Here is a 19,866-nt window from a genome sequence, read left to right on the forward strand (position 1 = left end):
GCAATGACAACCCCCGCGATTCTTTTCGACGTACGCCGCGTCACACGCCGCTTCGGCGGACTGACCGCCGTCGATGGCGTGAGCTTCTCCGTGGCGCAGGGCGAATGCGTGAGTGTGATCGGGCCGAACGGCGCGGGAAAGTCCACCTTGTTCAATCTGCTGACCGGCGCGGATATGCCCGACGAAGGCGTCGTGCGCTTCGACGGCGAGGACGTGACCGGCTACGCGCCCGAACAGCTCGCGCGGCGCGGCGTGGCGCGTACGTTTCAGCATGGTCGAGTATTCGGCAATCTGAGCGTGCTGGACAACGTGCTGGTCGGCGCTCATGCGCGGCTCGGTGCGGCGCGTCCCGGTCTCCCTGTCGCGGGCGCGCTGGCCGAACTGTGGCGCGCACTCGTACCCGCAAGACAAGTGCGCGAAGAGGAATCACGTTTGCGCGAAGAAGCACGGGCGGTGATCGCCCGCTTCGGCACGCGCCTCGCGCCGCGCATTGACGCACCGGCGCACAGTCTGTCGTACGCGAACCGTCGGCGCGTGGAGATCGCCCGCGCGCTGATGTTGTGTCCGCGTATTTTGCTGCTCGACGAACCGACGGCCGGCATGAACGAGTCGGAAACGGCGGAAATGCTCGAACTCATTCTCGAGCTGAAACGCGAAGGACTGACCATTTTGCTGATCGAACACAAACTCGATCTGGTCATGCGCCTGTCCGACCTGGTGCTGGTGCTCGATGACGGCCGCAAGATCGCTTCCGGACTGCCCGAAGCAGTGCGCCACGATCCGGCGGTGATCGAGGCGTATCTCGGACACCGGCAGCTGGGCGAGGTGCGCGACGAGCGTATCGCCGCCGCCGATATCGCCCGGAACGAAGCCGACCAGACAAGACACGAGACATCATGACCACGCCGCTGCTCGAACTCGAGAATATCGATACCTTCTATGGCCAAAGCCAGGTCCATTTCGGCGTGAATGTCGCGGTGCCGCGCGGCGAGATCGTGTGTTTGCTGGGCGGCAACGCCAGCGGCAAGTCGACGACGATGAAGGTGGTCCTCGGTCTGCACCCGCCGCGTTCCGGCCGCGTGATCTTCGACGGTCAGTCGCTTGCGGGACTTTCGACCGCTCAGATCGTGCGGCGTGGCGTAGCCTCGGTGCCGGAAGCGCGTCGCTTGTTCGGCGATATGACGGTGCGCGAAAACCTTTTGATGGGCGCTTTTACGCGCACGGACCGAAGCGGCATCGCGGAAGACTACGACCGCATGCTGAGTTTGTTTCCGCGTGTGAAAGAGCGGCTCGCACAGCGCGCCGGCACGCTGTCGGGCGGCGAACAGCAAATGGTGGCGATGGCACGCGCGCTGATGAGCCGGCCCTCGCTGGTCTGCATGGACGAACCGACGATGGGTCTCTCACCGCTGTACGTCGACAAGGTGCTCGACCTGATTCGCACGGTGAATCAGCAGGGCGTGACGTTCTTCATGGTCGAGCAGAACGCGAGCCTCGCTTTGCAGATCGCGCATCGCGGTTATGTGCTGCAGACGGGGCGCGTCGTGCTTTCGGGCACAGCGAATGAGTTACTCGGAGATCAGCGTATCCGCGATGCCTACCTCGGCGGTGCGCTTGCTGCGGAAACGGCCTCGTAAAAAAAGGCCGCTGACGAAGGAAGACAGCGCACGCAATCGGTCACAGCCGGGCGCTCATTGCCGTGGCGCACCGTCCCATGCCGGCAGCACCGCGCCGTGATACACGCTCAGGATGGTCGTGGCCACGTTCGTTTGCTGGTAGCTGTCCAGCAGTTCCCTGACCCACGGCGCCTGCGCGTCCTTCGCATTGACCGCCAAAAAGTTTCGATAAGGATTGTCGGCGACTTTCTCTTGCGCGATCCGTTCCTGCGGCACCTTGATGCCGGTCTTGAAGGCCCAGCCCGTGTTGACCACGGCGGCGTCGAGATCGTCGATCGCGCGGCCTACGATGCCCGCGTCGAGTTCTTTGATCTGCACATGCTTCGGGTTGTCGGCGATATCGCGCGCGGTCGGCAGCAGCCCCACGCTGTCGCGCAGCCTGATGAGTCCATTGGCCTGCAATAACAGCAGCGCACGGCCCTCGTTACTCGGATCGTTCGGCACGCCGATGGTCGCGTTCTGCGGCAGCGTGTCGACCGACTTCCACTTGCGCGAATACAGTCCGATCGGCTGGACGTAGGTGTAGCCCACCGGCACGATGTCGTAGTGTCGCGCCTTGATTTGCGCCTCGAGATACGGCTTGTGCTGAAACGCGTTGACGTCGAGATCGTGCTGGGCGAGTGCCTCGTTCGGCTGGGTGTAATCGGAAAAGGTGGTCAGCTTGATGGTGATGCCGTGCTTCGCTGCATTCGCCGTCACGGTGCGCCAGATGTCTTCATCTTCGCCCGACATGATGCCCACGCGAACGGTCTGAGTCGCCGCAAGGGACGCTTGTGCGCCGAAAGCCGCGGTGGCCAGTGCAAAGCAAAACAGAAGGACTTTGATGGGCTGCTTGATCTTCACGAAGGCGCCGGGTACAGGTTGAGAGACTACCGATCCTAGTTGCCCGACTCAAGCACTGCAAATAATATCGAACGCTATCCATATGCGCGATGCCCGAGCGTTCTCGGTTGCTTCGATTAAGCATGACGCGCGTGATGCATCGCAGAAAAGCTTGTTTGTGCCGGACCTCACGGCGACATAGATTGACTCCATTCATCCGTTTGCGGGAATGGTGCCATGATCGCGTTACTCATCAGTCGCTGGTCGAAACTGTCTGGTCAGATCGAACGCGCGCGTGAGCGCCGATTCCTGCGCGAGGCGCGGCGTGCAATGGGAAGCTGCTCGTGCACTCCGGCAACGGAAGATGCGCTACGCGACGCAACGGCCAGCCGCGCGGAGCGGCTGGAATATATCGCGTTGTTCGCTCAGGCCGGATACTTCAACATGGGCTATGCACTCGATCTCTTTCAGCCACCGCCCGACGTGCCATTCGAATAAGCGGATCGCCGCAGGCTCAAAAGGTCCGGCCTTCGATCAGATGTGTCTTCACGTCGTTAAGGACGTAATCACCGATTACCCTGGCTTTGTGCGAAAGCGGATTGTGACTGAAGATCGTGCGCACATTGCGCCAGTGGCGATCGAAATTATGCTTGCGTGAAGTGGCCGAAGCGCCGCCCGCATCGAAGAGACGCTCGCCTGCCTGCAACGCGAGCCTGCCCACCACGATCTGCGTACGCGCCGTCGCAAGCGCGCTTTGCAGCACCAGTTCGTCTGCTGCGGGGTCGGCGCGCAGAATCGCATCCGACGATACCCCGAGCGTGCGCGCGTTGTCGCGCACCAGCACGTCGATGGTATGGCTCAAGGCCGACAGTTCGCCCACCACTTGCTGGATGAAAACGTCCTCGCGCGCGCTCGGTGCAGCGGAGTGCAGCACGGGGCGGCCGTGCGCGGTCACATACGCGCGCGCATCGGCGACGATATTGCGGACGATGCCCGCCGCCACCGCCACCAGATGCAACTGCCGATACGCGCCACCATGTCGCCCGATCAGCGATCCATAGCCTTTCTCGACGACCTCGTTCGCTTCGACACGCACGTTGTCGAACACGGTGCTGCCGCTCGCGGTCATGCGTTGACCCATGCCGTCCCAATCGTCGAGCACTTCAAGTCCTTCCGAGCGCAAGGGGATGATGGCGGTCACGCCTTTGCCTTCTTCGTTCACGAGGTTGGTGCGCACGAAGTCGGCATAGGCCGTGCCGGTGGTGTAGTACTTTTTCCCCGTCACGCGAAAGTGATCGCCTTCGCGGCGCAATACGGTTTCGATTTCGCCGGCGCGCGCCGTGCCCGGTTCGCCCGACGCGCCGCTGAACAACGCGCCTTCCACGATGCGGCCGATCTGCCGGTCATGAAAAGGCGTGTGCGGCGCGAGTCGCAGGGACTCGACCATATCGAAGTGCACACGCAATGCATGCGCGACATTCGATTCATGCGCGGCGAGCGTGGTGACGACATGGATGGCGTCTTCAAGCGATCCGCCGAGTCCGCCGCGTTCCACGGGAATGCGCAACGCGGCGAGCCCCGAGCGACGAAATGCATCGAAGGCCGCGAAGGGTAGTTCGCGTCTGATCTCGCGCTGGGCGGCATCGACGCCGATCTCCCGCGCAAGGGACGGAAGGGCGGCAAGTGCTTCGGAAAGTTTGCTTGTTGATTGGGTCATGGTGTGATTCGGTGCTTATCGATGGCGGAAGGCGGAGCCAGGGTGACGATCATTCAACAGGCGGCCCGCACGGCTCAGCTTCTCGCGCAGGGTGCCGGGAGCGTAAGCCGTCTTGTAGCGTCCGCGCCTCTGCAGTTCGGGGACGATGAAATCGGCGAAGTCTTCGTACGCTTCGGGCGTCACCGCATAACTCAGGTTGAATCCGTCGATATCGGTTTCGTCCACCCATTCCTCCAGCGCGCTCGCCACTTCGTGAGGCGCGCCGATGAACACCGGCCCGCGTCCGCCGATCGCGTTGTGCAGCGCCAGTTCGCGCACCGTCCACACGCGCTCGGGATCGAGTTTGGTAAAACCTTCGAGCGCCGACGATGTGCCCGCGTCGAGCTGCATATAGGGGATCGGTTCGTCGGGATCGTAGGTGGAAAAGTCGATGCCGGTCCAGCCGGAGAACATCGCAAGCGCGGCTTCGGGCGTGACATAGCGGCGATAGTCTTCGTACTTGTCGCGTGCTTCCTTCGACGTGCGCCCCGTGATGATGGTCGCCATGGTGAAGAACTGAATGTCGCGCGCGTCGCGTCCCGCTGTCACGGCTTCGGCTCGCGTGCCCGCCACCACGGGCGTCAGCACCTTCTTGCTCGGTCCGCTCAGATAGATGCCTTCCGCGTGCCGGCCCGCGAAGCGTTGCCCGCGCGCCGACGAACCCGCCTGAAACAGCACCGGCGTGCGTTGCGGCGACGGCTCCGTCATGTGAATGCCCTCGACCCTGAAATACTTGCCCTCGTGATCGATGCGATGAACCTTGGACGGATCGGCGAAGGTGCCGCTTTCGGTATCGCGCACGCTCGCGCCGTCTTCCCAGCTGCTTTCCCACAGCTTGTAGACCACGTCCATATATTCATCGGCGATGTCGTAGCGTTCATCGCGTGATGCAACGCCGCTTTTTCCGAGCACTCTGACGCTGCTTTGCGCAAAGCCTGTGACGATATTCCAGCCGATCCGTCCGCGCGTCAGATGATCGAGCGTCGACATGCGCCGCGCGAAAACATAAGGCGGCTCGTGATTGGCGTTGCTCGTCACGCACAAGCCGAGATGCTGTGTGGCATACGCCATCGCAGACAGCGACATGACCGGGTCCTGCTTCGGCACTTGTGCGCCATGACGCAGCGCTGTGTCGACACTGCCGCCGTACACGTCGTTCACGCCGATGCTGTCGGCCATGAAAAGCGAGTCGATCAGCCCGCGTTCGAGCGTCTTCGCCAGATCGACCCAGTAGTCGAGCGTGTTGTAATGCAGCGAGCGGTCGCGCGGATGCCGCCACATGCCCGGCGAATGATGCACCGGACTATGCAGCGCAAACGCATTGACGCGAATCTCTTTCCTCGGCGGCGTGCTCATAGAAAAGGCTTGTCTCCGTTGATGGTCACGCGATACCCCGAACGCACCTCGGGGTAGTAGTCCCACACAGCGAGATGCTGCACCGCGCGGTTATCCCAGAAGGCGATCGAGTCAGGCTCCCAGCGAAAGCGCACCTGAAATTCAGGCGAGGCGAAGCGTTCGAACAGCAGACGCAGAATGCCTTCGCTTTCGGCCGCGGGCACATTGTCGATATGCGTGGTGAAGTTGGAGTTGACGAATACGCCCTTGCGTCCGCTCTCGGGGTGCGTGCGCACCACCGGATGCGACGCTTTGGGGAACCGCTTGCCGGTATCGTCGATACCGCGCAGCCGGTTGCGTTGCCGATAGGTCGGCTCGCCATCATGCGTCGCCGTCAAACCTTCCAGATACGCGCGCAAACCCGGCGACAGCGATTCATACACCGCGTAAGAGCTGGAGAACAGCGTGTCGCCACCGTGTGAAGGCAGCGTGTGCAGATGCAGGATGCTGCCCATCGGCGGAGCTTCGTCGCAGGAGACGTCGCTATGCCAGCGGTCGCCGGCGACGCGTTTCGTGCTTGCATCGCTGTGGATGGTCAGGATCTCGGGATAGCCGTCCGGTCCCGGGCTATTCGGATGAACGTGCAGCGAACCGAATTCCCGCCCGAATGCGAGATGTTGATCGAGCGTGATGGGCTGATCGCGAAAGAAGACCACCTGATGCGCCAGCAGCGCACGGCGCACATCGGCCACTTGCTGCCGCGTGAGCGTCTGCCGCAGATCGATACCCGTGATCAACGCGCCGATATGACGCGTGAGCGGATCCACGGTAATGGTTTCATAGGCGGTATCAAGCATGACTGTGCTCCTCCTTCGAATCGACGGATGACGCGCGGTGCTGCGCGGCCGGATGGGGTGCGGCGAGATGGGCATGGCCCTCGCCGTATAACTTTTCACGCAAGGTGCCCGGACGATATTCGTTTTTGTATACCCCGCGACTGCGCAATTCTGGCACGACCAGGTCGACGAAGTCCTCGTGCGTGCCGGGCAGCAGTGCATGACTGAGATTGAATCCGTCGATGCCGGTCTCCGCCTTGAAGCGTTCGAGCGCGTCGGCCACTTCCGCAGGCGAGCCGATGAACACCGGTCCCTTTCCGCCGATGGCATTGAAGATCGCCAACTCGCCGATGGTCCATACGCGTTCTGGGTCGGCCACGGTGAACGCCTCGATGGCGGATTGCATGCCTTCGCTTTTCACGTAACGAAGCGGATCGTCGGGCCTGTATTGGGACAGATCGATGCCGCTCCAGCGCGAGAACAATGCGAGCGCGCCTTCGAGACTGACATGGCTCTGAATGTCGTCCCACTTCGCCTGCGCTTGCGCCGATGTCGGCGCGACGATCACGGTCGCGAGCGCGAAGAACAGCACGGAGGCCGGGTCGCGGCCGCGCGCGGCGGCGCGTGCGCGTACATCGGCTACGTCGCGTGCGACCAGATGCGCGGACGGTGAACTGAGGAACACGCATTCGGCGTGCAGCGCCGCGAAATCCTTGCCCCGATTCGACGTGCCTGCCTGATAGAGCAGCGGCGTGCGCTGAGGCGAAGGCTCGGAATAGTGCGTGCCCTGCATCGAGAAAAAGCGGCCTTCGTGGCTGATTTCATGCACGCGCGCGGGGTCGGCGAACACGCGAGCTTGACGATCGCGCACGGCCGCGCCGTCTTCCCAGCTTTCTTCCCACAGGCGATAGACGACCTCCAGATATTCGTCGGCGAGGTCGTAGCGTTCGTCGTGCGGCCGCGCATCTTTCTGGCCGATGGCGCGCGAGCCGCTTTGACCAAAGCTCGTGACGATATTCCAGCCGATGCGTCCGCGCGTCAGATGATCCAGGGTGGACATGCGGCGCGCGAACAAAAACGGCGCTTCATAACTCACGCTGCTGGTGACCGCGAAGCCGAGATGCTCGGTGACCTGCGCCATCGCCGAGACGAGCAGCAGCGGGTCCAGACGCGGGAATTGCAGGCCCCAGCGCACGCCCGCCGCGTTCGAGCCGCCATAGACGTCGTACTGGCTGATTCCGTCGGCGAAGAACAGCGCGTCGTAACCGCCGCGCTCGGCCGTGCGCGCCAGATCGGTCCACAGCGTGAGCGAGTTGTAGTCCAGCGCGCGGTCCTTCGGATGCGCCCACAGGCCCGGCGACAAATGGGTCGGCGCAAAGGCGAGGAACGCGTTGATGCGAATCTCTTTCGACATGTTGAACGTCCTTTAGTCCTCTAGACCTGCGGAATGATCGGGAAATGACACGTCACGCGATGTGTTTCGGACAGTCGCTGCTCCGTCGGCGCATCGGTCCGGCAGATGTCGCGTGCGGCGGGGCATCGCGTGTGGAAGACGCAGCCCGAAGGAGGCGCGAACGGTGACGGAATCTCGCCGCTTATCGGCTGCACATCGGCCTGCACGTCGAGCGCATCGGGTTCGGATGCGGCGATCAGTGCGAGGGTATAAGGATGCGCCGCGCGTTCGACGATATCGTCGCGCGTGCCCTGTTCCATGAATCGCCCGAGATACAGCACGCCAATGTGGCTGCTCATGAAGGCGACCACAGCCAGATCGTGCGAAATCAGCAAATACGATAGGCCGAGCGCATCCTGAAGATCCTTGAGGAGGTTCAGCACTTGCGCCTGAATCGATACGTCGAGCGCGGAGACCGGTTCGTCCAGGACGAGAATCTCCGGTTCCAGCACGAGCGCCCGCGCGATCGCCACGCGCTGCCGCTGGCCGCCGCTCAGTTCTCCGGGGCGGCGATGCCTGAATTCCTGCGGCAGGCCAACCTGCATCAACAACGCGTCGAGACGCTTTTGCAAAGCATCGCGCGCGAAGTCGTGCTGTTGAATGCGCAAAGGCTCGAGCACGATATCGCCGATGCTCATCTGCGGATCGAGCGAGCCGAACGGGTCCTGCAAGACGGCTTGCACGGCGCGCTGACGCCAGCGCTTGTGGCGATCCTGCGTGCGCCTGCCGAAGACACGGTCTCCGAAGCGCACTTCGCCGTCCGTGGGTTCGTCGGCGCCGAGAATGAGCCTCGCGAGCGTCGACTTGCCCGAACCCGATTCGCCGACCAGACCGAAGGTGCCGCCCTGAGGCAGTTCGAATGAAACGCGTTCGACCGCGCGCAACGATGCGGGTCGTGCGAAAAGACCATTGCGGATCGGAAACGCGCGCGAGATGTCCGAGACTTCGAGAGCGCTCATGATGTGGTGGCCGCCAGAAGAGAATCGCTTGCTGCGGCACTCGGTTCGGGGTGCCAACAGGCGACGCTGCGCTGCGAATCGAGTGCGCGCATGGCGGGATAGGTGCTGGCGCAATCGGCCTGAGCGCGCGGGCAGCGCGGCGCAAAACGGCATCCCTGTGCAATGCTGCCGGGCTGGGGCGGCTGTCCGGGAATCACCGTCAGCCGATGCTGCAAGTCACGCAGACGCGGCACCGCGCCGAGCAGCCCCTTCGTGTAAGGATGACGCGGCCGCGCAAAGACCGCTTCCACCGGCCCTTGTTCGACGATACGACCCGCATACATCACAGCCACGTCGTCACAGTAGCGGCGCACCAGATGCAGATCGTGCGTGACCAGCACGATGGCCGTGCCGCGTTCGCTCTGCACTCCGCGCAGCAGATCGAGAATCTGCAAACGGACGGTGATATCGAGCGCGGTGGTCGGTTCATCGGCGATCAGCAGGCGCGGATTGCAGGCGAGATTGATCGCAATCGCCACACGCTGGCGCATGCCGCCGCTGAACTGATGCGGGTAGCTGTCGAGACGGCTTTCGGGCGCGGGAATGCGCACACGCCGCAGCAAGTCGATGGCGCGTGCCCGGCGTTCCGCGCGGCTCGCTATGCCATCGCGATAGCGGAACATCTCGGTGATCTGCCGCCCGATGGTCAGCAGCGGATTGAGCGATGTCATCGGGTCTTGCAGGATCATGCCGATCTCGCGGCCGCGCAATGCATTGAGCTGAGCAGGCGTTTGGGCGCGCAAATCCTCGCCGTCGAACAGAATGCGGCCTTCGCTCACCTGTACGCCGCGCGGCGGCAGACCCAGCACCGAGAGACACGTGACGCTCTTGCCCGAGCCGGATTCGCCGACCAGGCCGAGCGTGCGGCCCGCGCGCACCGAGAAGCTCACGCCATCGACCAGGCGCGCCGTCGGCGTCTGCACTACCAGGTCCTGAACGGTGAGTATGTTCATCGCGCCGCTCCTTCACCGCGCTGCAACGATTCGCCGATGCGGTTGCTGCACAACACCGTGGTGATCAGCACGAGACCGGGCAGGGCGGAAAGCCACCATGCGGTATCGAGATAATTGCGGCCATCCGCGATCATGCCGCCCCATGAAGGATCGGGCGGCTGCACGCCGAGGCCGACGAAGCTCAGCGCCGCTTCCATGAAGATCACCAGTCCGATGTCGAGCGTGAGCAGCACGGCGAAGGTGTTGCGCACATTGGGCAACAGATGCCGCCATACGACGTAGAGCGGTTTCGCGCCCGCCAGCCGGGCGATCAGAATGAAGTCGCGTTCGCGCAGGCTGAGCGCTTCGGCGCGGATGATGCGTGCGAAACGTCCCCAGTTGGCCAGCGTCACCACGATCACGATATTGGTCACGCTCGGTCCGCAGATGCCGACGATCAGCATGGCCAGGAACACGGGCGGCAATGCGTATTGCGCATCGACCACGCGCATCAGCGTTGCGTCGAAAGCGCCGCCCAGATAGGCCGATAACAAGCCGGCGATTGCGCCGAAGAAGCCCGCGAGCAGCACTGCGCAAAAAGCAATCGATAATGAAATGCGGCCGCCGTACAGCGTGCGCGTAAAGACGTCGCGGCCCATCTGGTCGGTGCCGAACCAGTGGTGCCAGCCGGGCGATTGAAACGTGGCGGACAGGTCGATCGCATTGGGGTCGACAAGCGAGAGCCACGGCGCGAACACCGATGCCGCGACGATCGCGACGAGCACGCCGCCGAGCACAACGAAGCGCGCTTTCATATCCGATACCGGATACGCGGATCGACGACGGCGTAGAGCACATCGACCACCAGATTGATCGAAACGAACAGCAGCACGGACACGATCACGGCCGCCTGCACCACGGTAAAGTCCAGCGTACTGATGGCCTCGACCATCAGGCTGCCGAAGCCGGGCCAGGAGAACACGGTTTCGATCGCCACCGCGCCGCCGATTAACACGCCGAACTGCGAGGCCGTGAACGCGACGATAGGCAGCGCCGCATTGCGCAGCGCGTGTGTGCCGATCACCACGTGCTCCGGCAATCCTTTGATACACGCCATCCGGATATAGTCCGCATCCAGCACGGTCAGCATATTGGCGCGCGTGAGGCGCGCAATGCCCGCTGCCGAGTACCACGCGAGCGCACAGACCGGCAGGATCAGATGGCGCCAGCTACCGTAGCCGCCGGTCGGCAGCCAGCCCCATTGCACCGAGAACAGGCGAATCAAAAGCAGCGCGACAAAGAAGGGCGGGGCGGCCTGCCCGAGCACCGCAAACAGCGTATTGAAGCGGTCGATCCATCCATCGCGCCGGACCGCCGACGCCACGCCCATCGCCAGTCCGACGATCAGCGCCAGCGCGAGCGAAATGCCGACCAGCACGAGGCTGGAGCCCAGGCGGGTCAGCGCCATCGACAAGGCGGGTGCGCCGAAGTGAAACGAGTTGCCCATGTCCCCGCGCAGCATGCCGAGCAGGAAACGCGCGTATTGCAGCGGCACCGGATCCGCGAGACCGAGTTGTTCGCGGAACAACTGACGATCGGCTTCGGTGACCTCGGGTGGCATCAGGAGATACGCAGGATCGCCGACCATGCGCACCAGCACGAAGATCAGCATAGACATCAGCCAGACCGTGACGAGCGCGGAGCCCAGGCGGCGCAGGACATAGGCGAGCATGGCCTTACTTCCCGGCCACCGTCTGCGGCGCCCACTGGATACTGCGGAAATTCAGGAAGCCGCTTCCTTGCTGCGGCTGCCACTGAAGCGTCTTCTTCTTGGCATAGACGTAAGTGAATTCGGAGATGAAGAACGCGGCGGCGTCGTCGTGCAATTCGCGGCCGATCTGCTGGAAGACCTGTCCGCGTTTGCCCGTGTCGCTGACTTTCGATACATCGGCAAGCAACTGATCGACCTTCGGATTCGAATAGTCCGACCAGCTACCGTTCGAAGCGAACGCGCCGCTCACCGGATGGACCGGATCATAGAGCGCGTTGGTGAACTGGCTCAGCGCGAGCGGCCCGGACGTGTGCGTGTTGTTCAGGCGCTGGAACGTCGCGTAGGTCAGGCGATTGAGCTTGACCTTCACGCCCACCTGACCCCAGTACGCGGCGATTGCTTCAGCCACGCCTTGCGGTATGTCGCCCTGAATATTGAGCGTGGTGTCGAAGCCCTTCGGATAACCCGCTTCCGCGAGGAGTGTCCGGGCCTTGGCGGGATCATACGGGTACGGTTTGATCGAACGGTCCGCGCCGTACGGATAGTAGTTGGAGATCATGGTGCCGAGCGGCTCGCCCACGCCGTACAGCACGCTCTTGATGATGGCGTTGGTATCGAGTGCATAGCTGAGCGCCTGACGCACCTTCACGTTTGAAAATGGCGAATTCTTGTCGTTGGTATAGACGCGCACATAGACCGGCGAAGCCACGCGGCTTTCGATCACGTCGAGCCCGCTCTCTTTTTTCAGACGCGCATAGTCGGAGAAGGGCAGGGCGACCGAGAGATCCACTTCGCCGCGCAGCACGGCGTTCACCCGGCTGGCGGGTTCGGTGATCGCGCGGAAGATCAGCGTCTTCACACGCGGCTTTTCGCCCCAGTAATCGTCGAAACGTTCGAGCACCAGTTCGCTGCCACCGGGCGCAAGCGACTTGAACTTATACGATCCGAGCGAAACGGGCTTTTGAGCGAATGCATCCGGATTAGGCAGGCTCGCGAGATAGTCGGCGGGAATGATGTACAGGTAACCGGCGACCTTGTTGGCGAAAGCGCCGTCCGGTTCCTTCAGCTTGAAGATCACCGTGAGGTCGTCGGGCGTCTCGACCGAGTCGATCGCCGGCGCAAAGAACGGGCGGCGTGTGCTCTTGCTGCGCGGATCGAGAACATGTTCCAGCGATGCCTTCACATCGCGCGAGGTCAGCGTCGCGCCGTTGTGAAACTTCACGTTGGGACGCAATTTATAGGTGAACACGCGCGCGTCGTCGGAGACCTTGAGGCTGGTGGCCAGGCGGGGCACGAGATTACCCTTCTGATCGAAGCCGTACAGCGTGTCGTAGATTTGCCAGCCGTAGCGCAGCGAATCGCCGCTCACGGCGACCAGACCATCGAGGTTGTAGAACTCCTTTTCGACGCCGATCACCACGGTATCGCGGTCGACGGCGGGCGCGGTGCTGGCGGCCAGAGCGGTTTCGATGAAAGCGCCGGACAAGGCGGCGGCGAAGACCAGTCCGCGAAGGACTGATGAGAACGTGCGCATGGGTCGGTCTGTGAATGCAGAGCGAGGACGAGCCTCGTCGGGTGGGAGAAAACGGGGAAGCCAATAGCGAATGATGACGTGCGCGTCGGCAAATTCGAAGCGAGTAAATGGAATTTCGTTATCAGTTCGTCGCTGATGTGGTTTGCATCAAAACGCATGAAGCAGCGCATCGGGACGAACTCGCATGCGTGTGCCCGCACCAACGAAAGGCATCACGCGGCGACGATCGAAGGTCACCATAAAGAAATGAAGATATGTTAGTTCGCCCGAACGCTTCATCCCCTGAGAATCGAGTCTCGATATGTCGTCATGTGACGGGGTGAGTCATGAGTGATATCCCGAGCGGGTCTCCGGGCGCGAACCATAGGCCGGCCGCTCCACCCATCACGCTCGTCACCGTTCCGGGACTGCATGGCAGCGACGATACGCATTGGCAGACGTGGCTCGAAGAGCAGGTGAAGCGAGCCGTGCGCGTCAGGCAGCGAGGGCGCGACGCCGCCCAGCTCGGCGCGTGGAGCGAGGCCGTGCGTCATGCACTGGCGGAAATATCGGGTGCCGTCGTCCTTGCGTCGCACGGCTTCGGATGTCTTGCTACCGCACATGCGCTTTCGCATCTTCCGCATGGCGCGTTTTATCTGCCCGGTGCGACCGTTCTCGGGGTGCTGATGGTGGCGCCCGGCAGTCCGGAAGGCTTCCGCTCGGCCGGCGCATTCGATGCACGGCGGCTCGACGTTCCTTCGGTCGTCATCGGCAGCACCACCGATCCCTGGATGCCGATCGAGAAAGCACGCAGTCTGGCGCAGCGCTGGAACAGCGCATTCGTCAATCTCGGCGATGCGGGACATATCGATGCATCGGCAGGATTCGGCCCGTGGCCGCTGGCCCGGCATGCAATCGAAACGTTCGCGCGTCAGGTCTCGACCGACGATCGCCGGGTGTCGGTCGCCGAGGCTTCCCAGAAGCGATGAAAAGCATCGAATAGCCGGGTGCGCAGGCGCGCCAGTTCAGGGTCGCGCCGGTCGCGCGGGCGCGGCACACCGACCGTGATTTCACCGTCTATGCGCCCCGGTTCCGCGGCGAGCATCAGTACGCGGTCACCGAGATACAGCGCCTCGTCGAGATCGTGCGTGACGACGATCGCGCTGGTGCCGTGACGCGCGACGACATCGAGCAGCAATGACTGCAAGTGCATGCGCGTCATGGCATCGACGGCGCTGAAGGGTTCATCGAGCAGCAGCAGCTCCGGCTCGCCGAACAAGCCGCGCGCGATCGCGGCACGCTGCGCCATCCCGCCCGACAGCGCAGACGGAAGCGCGTGCGCGAAGCTGCCCAGGCCCACTTCGGTCAGCAGATGCATGACGCGCGGATCGCGCCCGCCATGACGGCCTGCCGCAAAGCCTACGTTGTCCGCCACCGTGAGCCACGGCAACAGGCGCGGCTCCTGAAAGATCACGCCGACACGCGTGGACGGACCGTCGAGCGCCAGGCCGCCGAGCGTGACCGTGCCGCGAAAATCGGCGTCCAGTCCCGCCACGATACGCAGCAGCGTGCTCTTGCCGCAACCGCTCGGGCCGACCAGACACACGATCTCACCACGCCGCACCTGCAGGCCCACATCGGCGATGACCGTGTGCGCGCCGTAGCGCTTGCGGGCGACGTGAGCATCGAGCAATACAGGCAATACAGGCGATAAGGTGTTCATCGTGCTCCCCGGCGTGCTGCGCCGTCGAACGCGTCGCGCCAGGACAGCAGGCGCGCCTCGATATGACGCATGGCGCCATCGGTCAGTTTGCCGAGCAGGGCCAGCAACAGAATGGCGCCGAACACCAGGTCCGGACGGCCCGTTTCGCGGCCGTCGCTCAGCATGTAGCCGAGCCCGCGCGTGGCCGCGATCAGTTCGGCGGCGACCATGAACATCCACGCGAGACTCAGGCCCGTACGCAGGCCGGTGACGATCTGCGGCAGCGCGGCGGGCAGCAGAATACGCCGGAACAGCGCAAACGGACCGAGGCGATACACCGCGCCGAGTTCGACAAGTTTGCGGTCGACGCCGTGAATGCCCGCGACCACCGCGAGATGCACCGGGAAAAACGCGCCGATCGCGATCAGCGTAATCTTCGGTGCCTCGTCGATCCCCATCCAGAGCAGCAGGACCGGCACCCATGCCAGCGATGGAATGGAGCGCAGCGCCTGGAAGCTCGGTTCGAAGAGTGCCTCGATGCGTTGCAACAGGCCCATCGCGCCGCCGATGACCAGTGCGAGCAGCGCGCCCGCGCCGAAGCCCGCGAATACCCGTAGCGTGCTGGCCCCGACATGGCGCGCGAGCCGCGTCATCCCCATGCGGCTGAGCGTGGAGAAGATCTCGCTCGGCGCAGGCACGAGATGATCGGGCAGCCAGCCCGCGCGCACGGCGAGTTCGATGAGTGCAAGCAACGCGAACGGCAACGCCATGCCCGCGATTCGCCAGCGCCGCAGCGTATGTCGCGGTTTCTCCGTCCCGGCAGATGCGCTTGCAGAAACCAGAGTATCGCGGCGGGCGGCGGTGTCGTTCATTGCCAGCGCTTTAACGGGAGGCGGCGGCGACGGGCCGCGCGAACGCCGGGTCGATCAGTGCATCGACGACCTTGGCCGGATCGACGCCTGACTTCACCAGTTGTTCATCGGTCAGAATGGGTGCAGCGGCTTTGAGCGCTGCCCGCTGCGTATCGCCGGGCACGGGGTCGCTGAAGTCATTGCGTTCGAGTTGCACTTTCGCAACCGGAAGCGACACCTTCGACTCATCGGCAAGAATCTTCGCCGTGTCATCCGGATGCGCGACGATCCAGACGCGGGCCTTCTCATACACCTTCAGTACACGTCCCACCGCTTGCGGATACTGATTCGCAAAAGCCTCGCGTACGTTCAGGAATCCATACGTGTTGAAGCCGACATTGCGATACAGCAGACGCGCGCCGTCATCGACCTGAGCCGCGCCATGTGAGGATCGAGTCCGGCCCAGGCGTCCACTTGTCCTTTCACCAGAGCGACACGGCCATCGGGATGCTGGAGGTTGACGATCTCCACATCGTCGCGCGAGAGACCGGCCGTCTTCAGCGCCCGAAGCGTGAAGAGAAACGGATCGGTGCCGCGCGTGGCGGCAATCTTCTTGCCCTTGAGATCGGCCAAGGAATGGATCGGCGAATCCTTGCTCACGACCAGCGCGGTCCACTCGGGACGCGAGAACACGTAGACCGTGCGGATCGGATTGCCGTTGGCGCGGCCGAGTACGGCGGCGAGCCCGGCAGTAGAGCCGAAATCCACCGCGCCGCTATTCAGATATTCGAGCGCCCGATTCGAACCGAGGCTCAATACCCAGCGTATCGACGTCTGATCCGGCTTGAACTCTTCTTCGAGCCAGCCGAAATGTTTGATGACGAGACTCTCCGGTGAGTAATACGCGTAGTCGACGCGAATTTCTGCAGGCGCGGCCGTCGTCGTGGCGCGTGCTTGAAGCGCAACCAGGCTGGTAAGCGACATCATCAGCAGGGCCGCGTGGCGCAGCACGCGAGACCAGGACAGCTTCATCGGTGGGATCTCCGGAGAAAACGAAATGCCGCGAACGCGGATCAACTCTTGAATCTACCTTCGCCATAAGACGCCGGGAACCAAGGAATCGACGTTTGAAAAGCTGCCGGCGTCATAAGCGAAGACGTTGTTTCAGATCCTGCCGCGGCTCATCCATAAGCAATCCGCAAATTGATAGATTGATTCCTTGGTTTGGCTTTTCGCCACGGGTTTGTAAGCTTGTGCGCCACATCGACAACGAATGCGTCGCGACCCAAGAGCGAAGCGCAGAGGAGAACCTTATGAAGAAATCGAATGCCTTGCTGGCCCTTTTGCTGAGCGCATGTTTCATCGCCCACGCGCATGCCGCCGATCCGAGCAAACCGGAGATTCGTTTCGGCGCCACGGCGGGCCCGTATTCGGATCAGATCCGCTATGGAATCAAGCCGCAGCTCGAGAAAGAAGGCTACAAGGTGAGCATCGTCGAATTCAGCGACTATGTGCAGCCGAATCTCGCGCTCGCGGATGGCGCGCTCGATGCCAACGCCTTTCAGCACGAGGTGTATCTGAAGAAATTTTCCGCGGATCACAAGCTGGCGCTGTCCGAGCTCGTGAAGGTGCCGACCGCACCAATCGGCTTGTACAGCCACAAGCACAAAAGCCTGAACGAACTGAAGGAGGGTGCCACGGTGTCCTTGCCCAACGACGTCACCAACCAGGCGCGCGCCATCATTCTGTTGCAGCAACTCGGCTGGGTGACGCTGAAGCCCGGCGTCGATCCGGTGAAGTCGTCGGAGCGCGATATCGCCAGCAATCCTCACAAAATCAGGCTCGTTCCGCTGGAAGCCGCCCAGTTACCGCGTTCGCTGGACGATGTGGATTACGCCTTCGTCAACGGCAACTTCGCGCTGGCGGCGGGATTGAAGCTTCCAGACGCGCTGCTGCTCGAAAAGATCCCGCCGTACTACCTGAACCTTGTCGCCGTGCGTACGGCAGACCTGAACAAGCCGTATGTGAAGGACATCGCCAATGCCTATCGTTCGGAGGAATTCAAACGGGTGATCGACGAGCGTTTCGCGGGATTTTCCAAACCCGCGAACTGACGCATGCCCATGATGCTGGAATGCAATCAGGCGAAATCCTTGTCTGACTCGCGGCTATAAACAAAGACAAAAAAGTCATTTCCCCCGTTCTTGCGACGATTTCATACTGAGACGTCTAGACAACGCACGAGGGGAAAACAATGAGCAACCGATCCATCACCGGCGATGCGGGCGATGCTCCGCTCACCGAAGCGCGGCAGCCCATCGGCACCGAGGACTGGTGGGCCGTCGGCATCGGGCTGCTGGCGATCGTGGTGGCCTACGCGTCGTTCGCTGCGGGCAGCAGCATCAAGTGGCTGGCGGTCGCGCCTGCGAAATGGTCGAGCGTGACTCAGCTCACGGGCGACCTCGCGAGTCATGCGAACGGGTATATCGCGCTTTTCGTCGTATTTGCCGCCGCGTTCTCGTTAGCGATCGGTGCGCTGGGATTGCCCGTGGGTCGCTTTCTGGCGGGTTTTTTCGTGGTGTTCGTCGCCTCGGCGATTATTTTCGCCGCAGGCGCATGGGCTCAGGCGAGCACCTATAACCTGGAGCCGCCGCTGATTGCGCTGGCGCTCGGACTGGTGGTGTCGAATCTGTTCACGCTGCCGGCCTGGCTCGCACCGGCCCTGCGCGTCGAGTTCTATATCAAGGTGGGCATCGTCCTGCTGGGCGCAACGCTGCCGCTGACACTGATCGTGTGGGCGGGACCGGTTGCGATCGGGCAGGCGACCATCGTTTCGCTGGTGACGTTCTTCGTGATTTACGGCGTGGCGCGCGCCTTGTCGATCGACAAGCGTTTTGCCGCCGTGCTGGGCGTGGGTGGCGCGGTGTGCGGCGTATCTGCGGCGATTGCGATTGCCGGCGCCGTGCGGGCGCGGCGCGAGCAAGCGTCGGTGGCGATTACGCTGGTGGTGATCTGGGCAATCGTGATGGTGTTTGCGCTGCCCGCCGTGTCGCGCGTGCTCGGTCTGCCGACCGGTATCGCGGGCGCGTGGATCGGGACGTCGGAATTCGCGGATGCGGCAGGGATCGCCGCCGCACAGGCATACGGCGATTACGCGCGGCACGCAGCCGGCGCAGTCGCCGGTGCGCCGGAAGCATCGTTGCAGGCGTTCGTGTTGATGAAGGTGGTCGGACGCGATATCTGGATCGGTATCTGGGCCTTCGTGCTGGCGATCATCGCGACCACGCGATGGGAGCGGGACGCCGCCGATGGCGTGCAAGCCAGGCCGCACGCAGGCGAGATATGGAGCCGCTTTCCCAAGTTCGTCATCGGCTTCGTGATTGCCTCGGCGAGCGTCACGTGGGTCGCCTCGCATTATTCGCTGGCCGACTATCGCAGCGTCGTGACACCCGCGTTCGTGGCGCCTATCGTTGCGCTGCGCACATGGGCCTTCACCTTCTGCTTTCTGAGCATCGGACTGACCACGCGATTTTCCTTGCTTGCCGGTGCGGGCGGCAAGCCGCTGGTGGCCTTCACGGCAGGCGTCGTGGTCAATGTCGTGATCGGCTATCTGCTGTCGGTCCACGTGTTTGCGCCGTATTGGGCGGCGCTCGGTCAATGAGCGCCTGCGACGCCGCCTCGCCGGCCACGTGCGCATCCTGTGTGCATCGTGCCGATGACCGCGCCTTGCTGGAGCGGCGGATTGCGGGGCTGGCGTCGTTCGGTTCGGCATACGGCGCGAGCGTAGGTGAAAGCCGTCTGTGCCTGCTGCACGACGTGCTGGTGATGCCGCGCGATCGCTGTGCGTCGTTTGAGCGGCGGGCGGCATCCGCACATCCATGATGTCGTGCAATGCATTGCAGAATCGCTTGGTTGTGGGACCGTTTCCAGCGGCCTAGATTGAATGATCAGGTCACGCGGGAGGCGAGCATGTCCCATTTTCTTACGCAATGCTGGCGGGTGGTATCGCATCCGGCTCGCCGCACGCCGGCACCCGACGCGCATGCCGGGAACGCCGGGCGCGATCGCGTTACGGATCGTGTTACCCGCGCCGAGCAGCTTGCCGATATCGCCGTCTATGCACGCGCAGGCTATTTCGATATCGGTCACACGGTCGATGGCTTCGAAACGCCGCGGCATTGAGGGCCTGCCGATCTTTTCACAGGAAAAAGCGGGTTGCCC

At 63.0% G+C, this 19,866-nt stretch carries 20 protein-coding genes and 1 pseudogene; 8 read left to right on the forward strand and 13 right to left on the reverse strand.

Annotation, left to right across the window (positions count from 1 at the left end; all coding sequences use genetic code 11):
• Positions 1 to 3 precede the first annotated feature (3 nt).
• Both PQR08_RS23130 and PQR08_RS23135 read left to right on the forward strand, forming a co-directional pair.
• A complete protein-coding gene (locus PQR08_RS23130; RefSeq protein WP_408162403.1) occupies positions 4 to 900 on the forward strand; it encodes an ABC transporter ATP-binding protein in 897 nt (298 codons plus the stop codon).
• On the forward strand, positions 897 to 1,637 hold the full coding sequence (locus PQR08_RS23135) for an ABC transporter ATP-binding protein (protein WP_408162405.1): 741 nt from the start codon (positions 897 to 899) through the stop codon (positions 1,635 to 1,637). The genes PQR08_RS23130 and PQR08_RS23135 overlap by 4 nt, the downstream gene beginning before the upstream one ends.
• Before the next feature lie 54 nt (positions 1,638 to 1,691).
• Here the strand turns inward: PQR08_RS23135 and PQR08_RS23140 are convergent, their stop codons facing one another.
• The gene (locus PQR08_RS23140; protein WP_408162473.1) at positions 1,692 to 2,501 is read right to left on the reverse strand and encodes a MetQ/NlpA family ABC transporter substrate-binding protein; all 810 of its coding nucleotides are present in this window, start codon (positions 2,499 to 2,501) and stop codon (positions 1,692 to 1,694) included.
• Positions 2,502 to 2,735: 234 nt separating this feature from the next.
• Between PQR08_RS23140 and PQR08_RS23145 the strand changes: the two genes are divergently transcribed.
• On the forward strand, positions 2,736 to 2,996 hold the full coding sequence (locus tag PQR08_RS23145; protein ID WP_408162407.1) for a hypothetical protein: 261 nt from the start codon (positions 2,736 to 2,738) through the stop codon (positions 2,994 to 2,996).
• A 16-nt stretch (positions 2,997 to 3,012) separates the two neighbouring features.
• Here PQR08_RS23145 and PQR08_RS23150 read toward each other — a convergent pair whose 3' ends face one another.
• The 9 genes from PQR08_RS23150 to PQR08_RS23190 are packed head-to-tail and all read right to left on the reverse strand — an operon-like array spanning position 3,013 to position 13,113.
• Positions 3,013 to 4,215 carry an acyl-CoA dehydrogenase family protein gene (locus PQR08_RS23150; protein WP_408162409.1) on the reverse strand — a complete coding sequence of 401 codons (1,203 nt, stop codon included), beginning with the start codon at positions 4,213 to 4,215 and terminating at the stop codon, positions 3,013 to 3,015.
• A 15-nt stretch (positions 4,216 to 4,230) separates the two neighbouring features.
• A complete protein-coding gene (locus PQR08_RS23155) occupies positions 4,231 to 5,610 on the reverse strand; it encodes an LLM class flavin-dependent oxidoreductase (protein WP_408162411.1) in 1,380 nt (459 codons plus the stop codon).
• On the reverse strand, positions 5,607 to 6,446 hold the full coding sequence (locus PQR08_RS23160; protein ID WP_408162413.1) for a TauD/TfdA dioxygenase family protein: 840 nt from the start codon (positions 6,444 to 6,446) through the stop codon (positions 5,607 to 5,609). The genes PQR08_RS23155 and PQR08_RS23160 overlap by 4 nt, the downstream gene beginning before the upstream one ends.
• Complete coding sequence (locus PQR08_RS23165) at positions 6,439 to 7,839, reverse strand: LLM class flavin-dependent oxidoreductase (RefSeq protein ID WP_408162415.1); 1,401 nt, start codon at positions 7,837 to 7,839, stop codon at positions 6,439 to 6,441. The genes PQR08_RS23160 and PQR08_RS23165 overlap by 8 nt, the downstream gene beginning before the upstream one ends.
• A 20-nt stretch (positions 7,840 to 7,859) precedes the next feature.
• Positions 7,860 to 8,837, reverse strand: a complete 978-nt coding sequence (locus PQR08_RS23170; RefSeq protein WP_408162417.1) for an ABC transporter ATP-binding protein — start codon at positions 8,835 to 8,837, stop codon at positions 7,860 to 7,862.
• On the reverse strand, positions 8,834 to 9,829 hold the full coding sequence (locus tag PQR08_RS23175) for an ABC transporter ATP-binding protein (RefSeq protein WP_408162419.1): 996 nt from the start codon (positions 9,827 to 9,829) through the stop codon (positions 8,834 to 8,836). Before PQR08_RS23175 ends, PQR08_RS23170 begins: the two co-directional genes overlap by 4 nt.
• The gene (locus PQR08_RS23180; RefSeq protein ID WP_250487807.1) at positions 9,826 to 10,623 is read right to left on the reverse strand and encodes an ABC transporter permease; all 798 of its coding nucleotides are present in this window, start codon (positions 10,621 to 10,623) and stop codon (positions 9,826 to 9,828) included. Before PQR08_RS23180 ends, PQR08_RS23175 begins: the two co-directional genes overlap by 4 nt.
• Complete coding sequence (locus tag PQR08_RS23185) at positions 10,620 to 11,540, reverse strand: ABC transporter permease (protein WP_408162421.1); 921 nt, start codon at positions 11,538 to 11,540, stop codon at positions 10,620 to 10,622. Before PQR08_RS23185 ends, PQR08_RS23180 begins: the two co-directional genes overlap by 4 nt.
• A 4-nt stretch (positions 11,541 to 11,544) precedes the next feature.
• Complete coding sequence (locus PQR08_RS23190) at positions 11,545 to 13,113, reverse strand: ABC transporter substrate-binding protein (protein ID WP_408162422.1); 1,569 nt, start codon at positions 13,111 to 13,113, stop codon at positions 11,545 to 11,547.
• Positions 13,114 to 13,439: 326 nt separating this feature from the next.
• On the opposite strand from PQR08_RS23190, the gene PQR08_RS23195 reads away from it, so the two are divergent.
• On the forward strand, positions 13,440 to 14,081 hold the full coding sequence (locus tag PQR08_RS23195) for an RBBP9/YdeN family alpha/beta hydrolase (RefSeq protein WP_408162424.1): 642 nt from the start codon (positions 13,440 to 13,442) through the stop codon (positions 14,079 to 14,081).
• Here PQR08_RS23195 and PQR08_RS23200 read toward each other — a convergent pair.
• The 3 genes and pseudogenes from PQR08_RS23200 to PQR08_RS23210 form a co-directional block, all read right to left on the reverse strand.
• Positions 14,024 to 14,815 carry an ABC transporter ATP-binding protein gene (locus tag PQR08_RS23200; RefSeq protein WP_250487811.1) on the reverse strand — a complete coding sequence of 264 codons (792 nt, stop codon included), beginning with the start codon at positions 14,813 to 14,815 and terminating at the stop codon, positions 14,024 to 14,026. The genes PQR08_RS23195 and PQR08_RS23200 overlap by 58 nt on opposite strands.
• The gene (locus PQR08_RS23205) at positions 14,812 to 15,666 is read right to left on the reverse strand and encodes an ABC transporter permease (RefSeq protein WP_250487812.1); all 855 of its coding nucleotides are present in this window, start codon (positions 15,664 to 15,666) and stop codon (positions 14,812 to 14,814) included. Before PQR08_RS23205 ends, PQR08_RS23200 begins: the two co-directional genes overlap by 4 nt.
• Before the next feature lie 10 nt (positions 15,667 to 15,676).
• Positions 15,677 to 16,629: pseudogene (locus PQR08_RS23210) on the reverse strand (aliphatic sulfonate ABC transporter substrate-binding protein).
• Between the two features lie 329 nt (positions 16,630 to 16,958).
• Between PQR08_RS23210 and PQR08_RS23215 the strand changes: the two are divergent.
• From PQR08_RS23215 to PQR08_RS23230, 4 genes are all read left to right on the forward strand, one after another.
• Positions 16,959 to 17,759, forward strand: coding sequence for a MetQ/NlpA family ABC transporter substrate-binding protein (locus tag PQR08_RS23215; protein ID WP_250487869.1), 801 nt, complete (start codon positions 16,959 to 16,961; stop codon positions 17,757 to 17,759).
• Between the two features lie 140 nt (positions 17,760 to 17,899).
• Positions 17,900 to 19,306 (forward strand): YeiH family protein, encoded by a 1,407-nt coding sequence (locus PQR08_RS23220; RefSeq protein WP_250487814.1) that lies wholly within the window; start codon positions 17,900 to 17,902, stop codon positions 19,304 to 19,306.
• Positions 19,303 to 19,527, forward strand: a complete 225-nt coding sequence (locus PQR08_RS23225; protein ID WP_250487815.1) for a hypothetical protein — start codon at positions 19,303 to 19,305, stop codon at positions 19,525 to 19,527. The genes PQR08_RS23220 and PQR08_RS23225 overlap by 4 nt, the downstream gene beginning before the upstream one ends.
• Before the next feature lie 87 nt (positions 19,528 to 19,614).
• A complete protein-coding gene (locus PQR08_RS23230; RefSeq protein WP_250487816.1) occupies positions 19,615 to 19,827 on the forward strand; it encodes a hypothetical protein in 213 nt (70 codons plus the stop codon).
• Positions 19,828 to 19,866 lie beyond the last annotated feature (39 nt).

It is taken from the genome of Caballeronia jiangsuensis, from assembly GCF_046030135.1.
In the GTDB taxonomy this organism is placed as follows: Bacteria; Pseudomonadota; Gammaproteobacteria; order Burkholderiales; family Burkholderiaceae; genus Caballeronia; species Caballeronia jiangsuensis.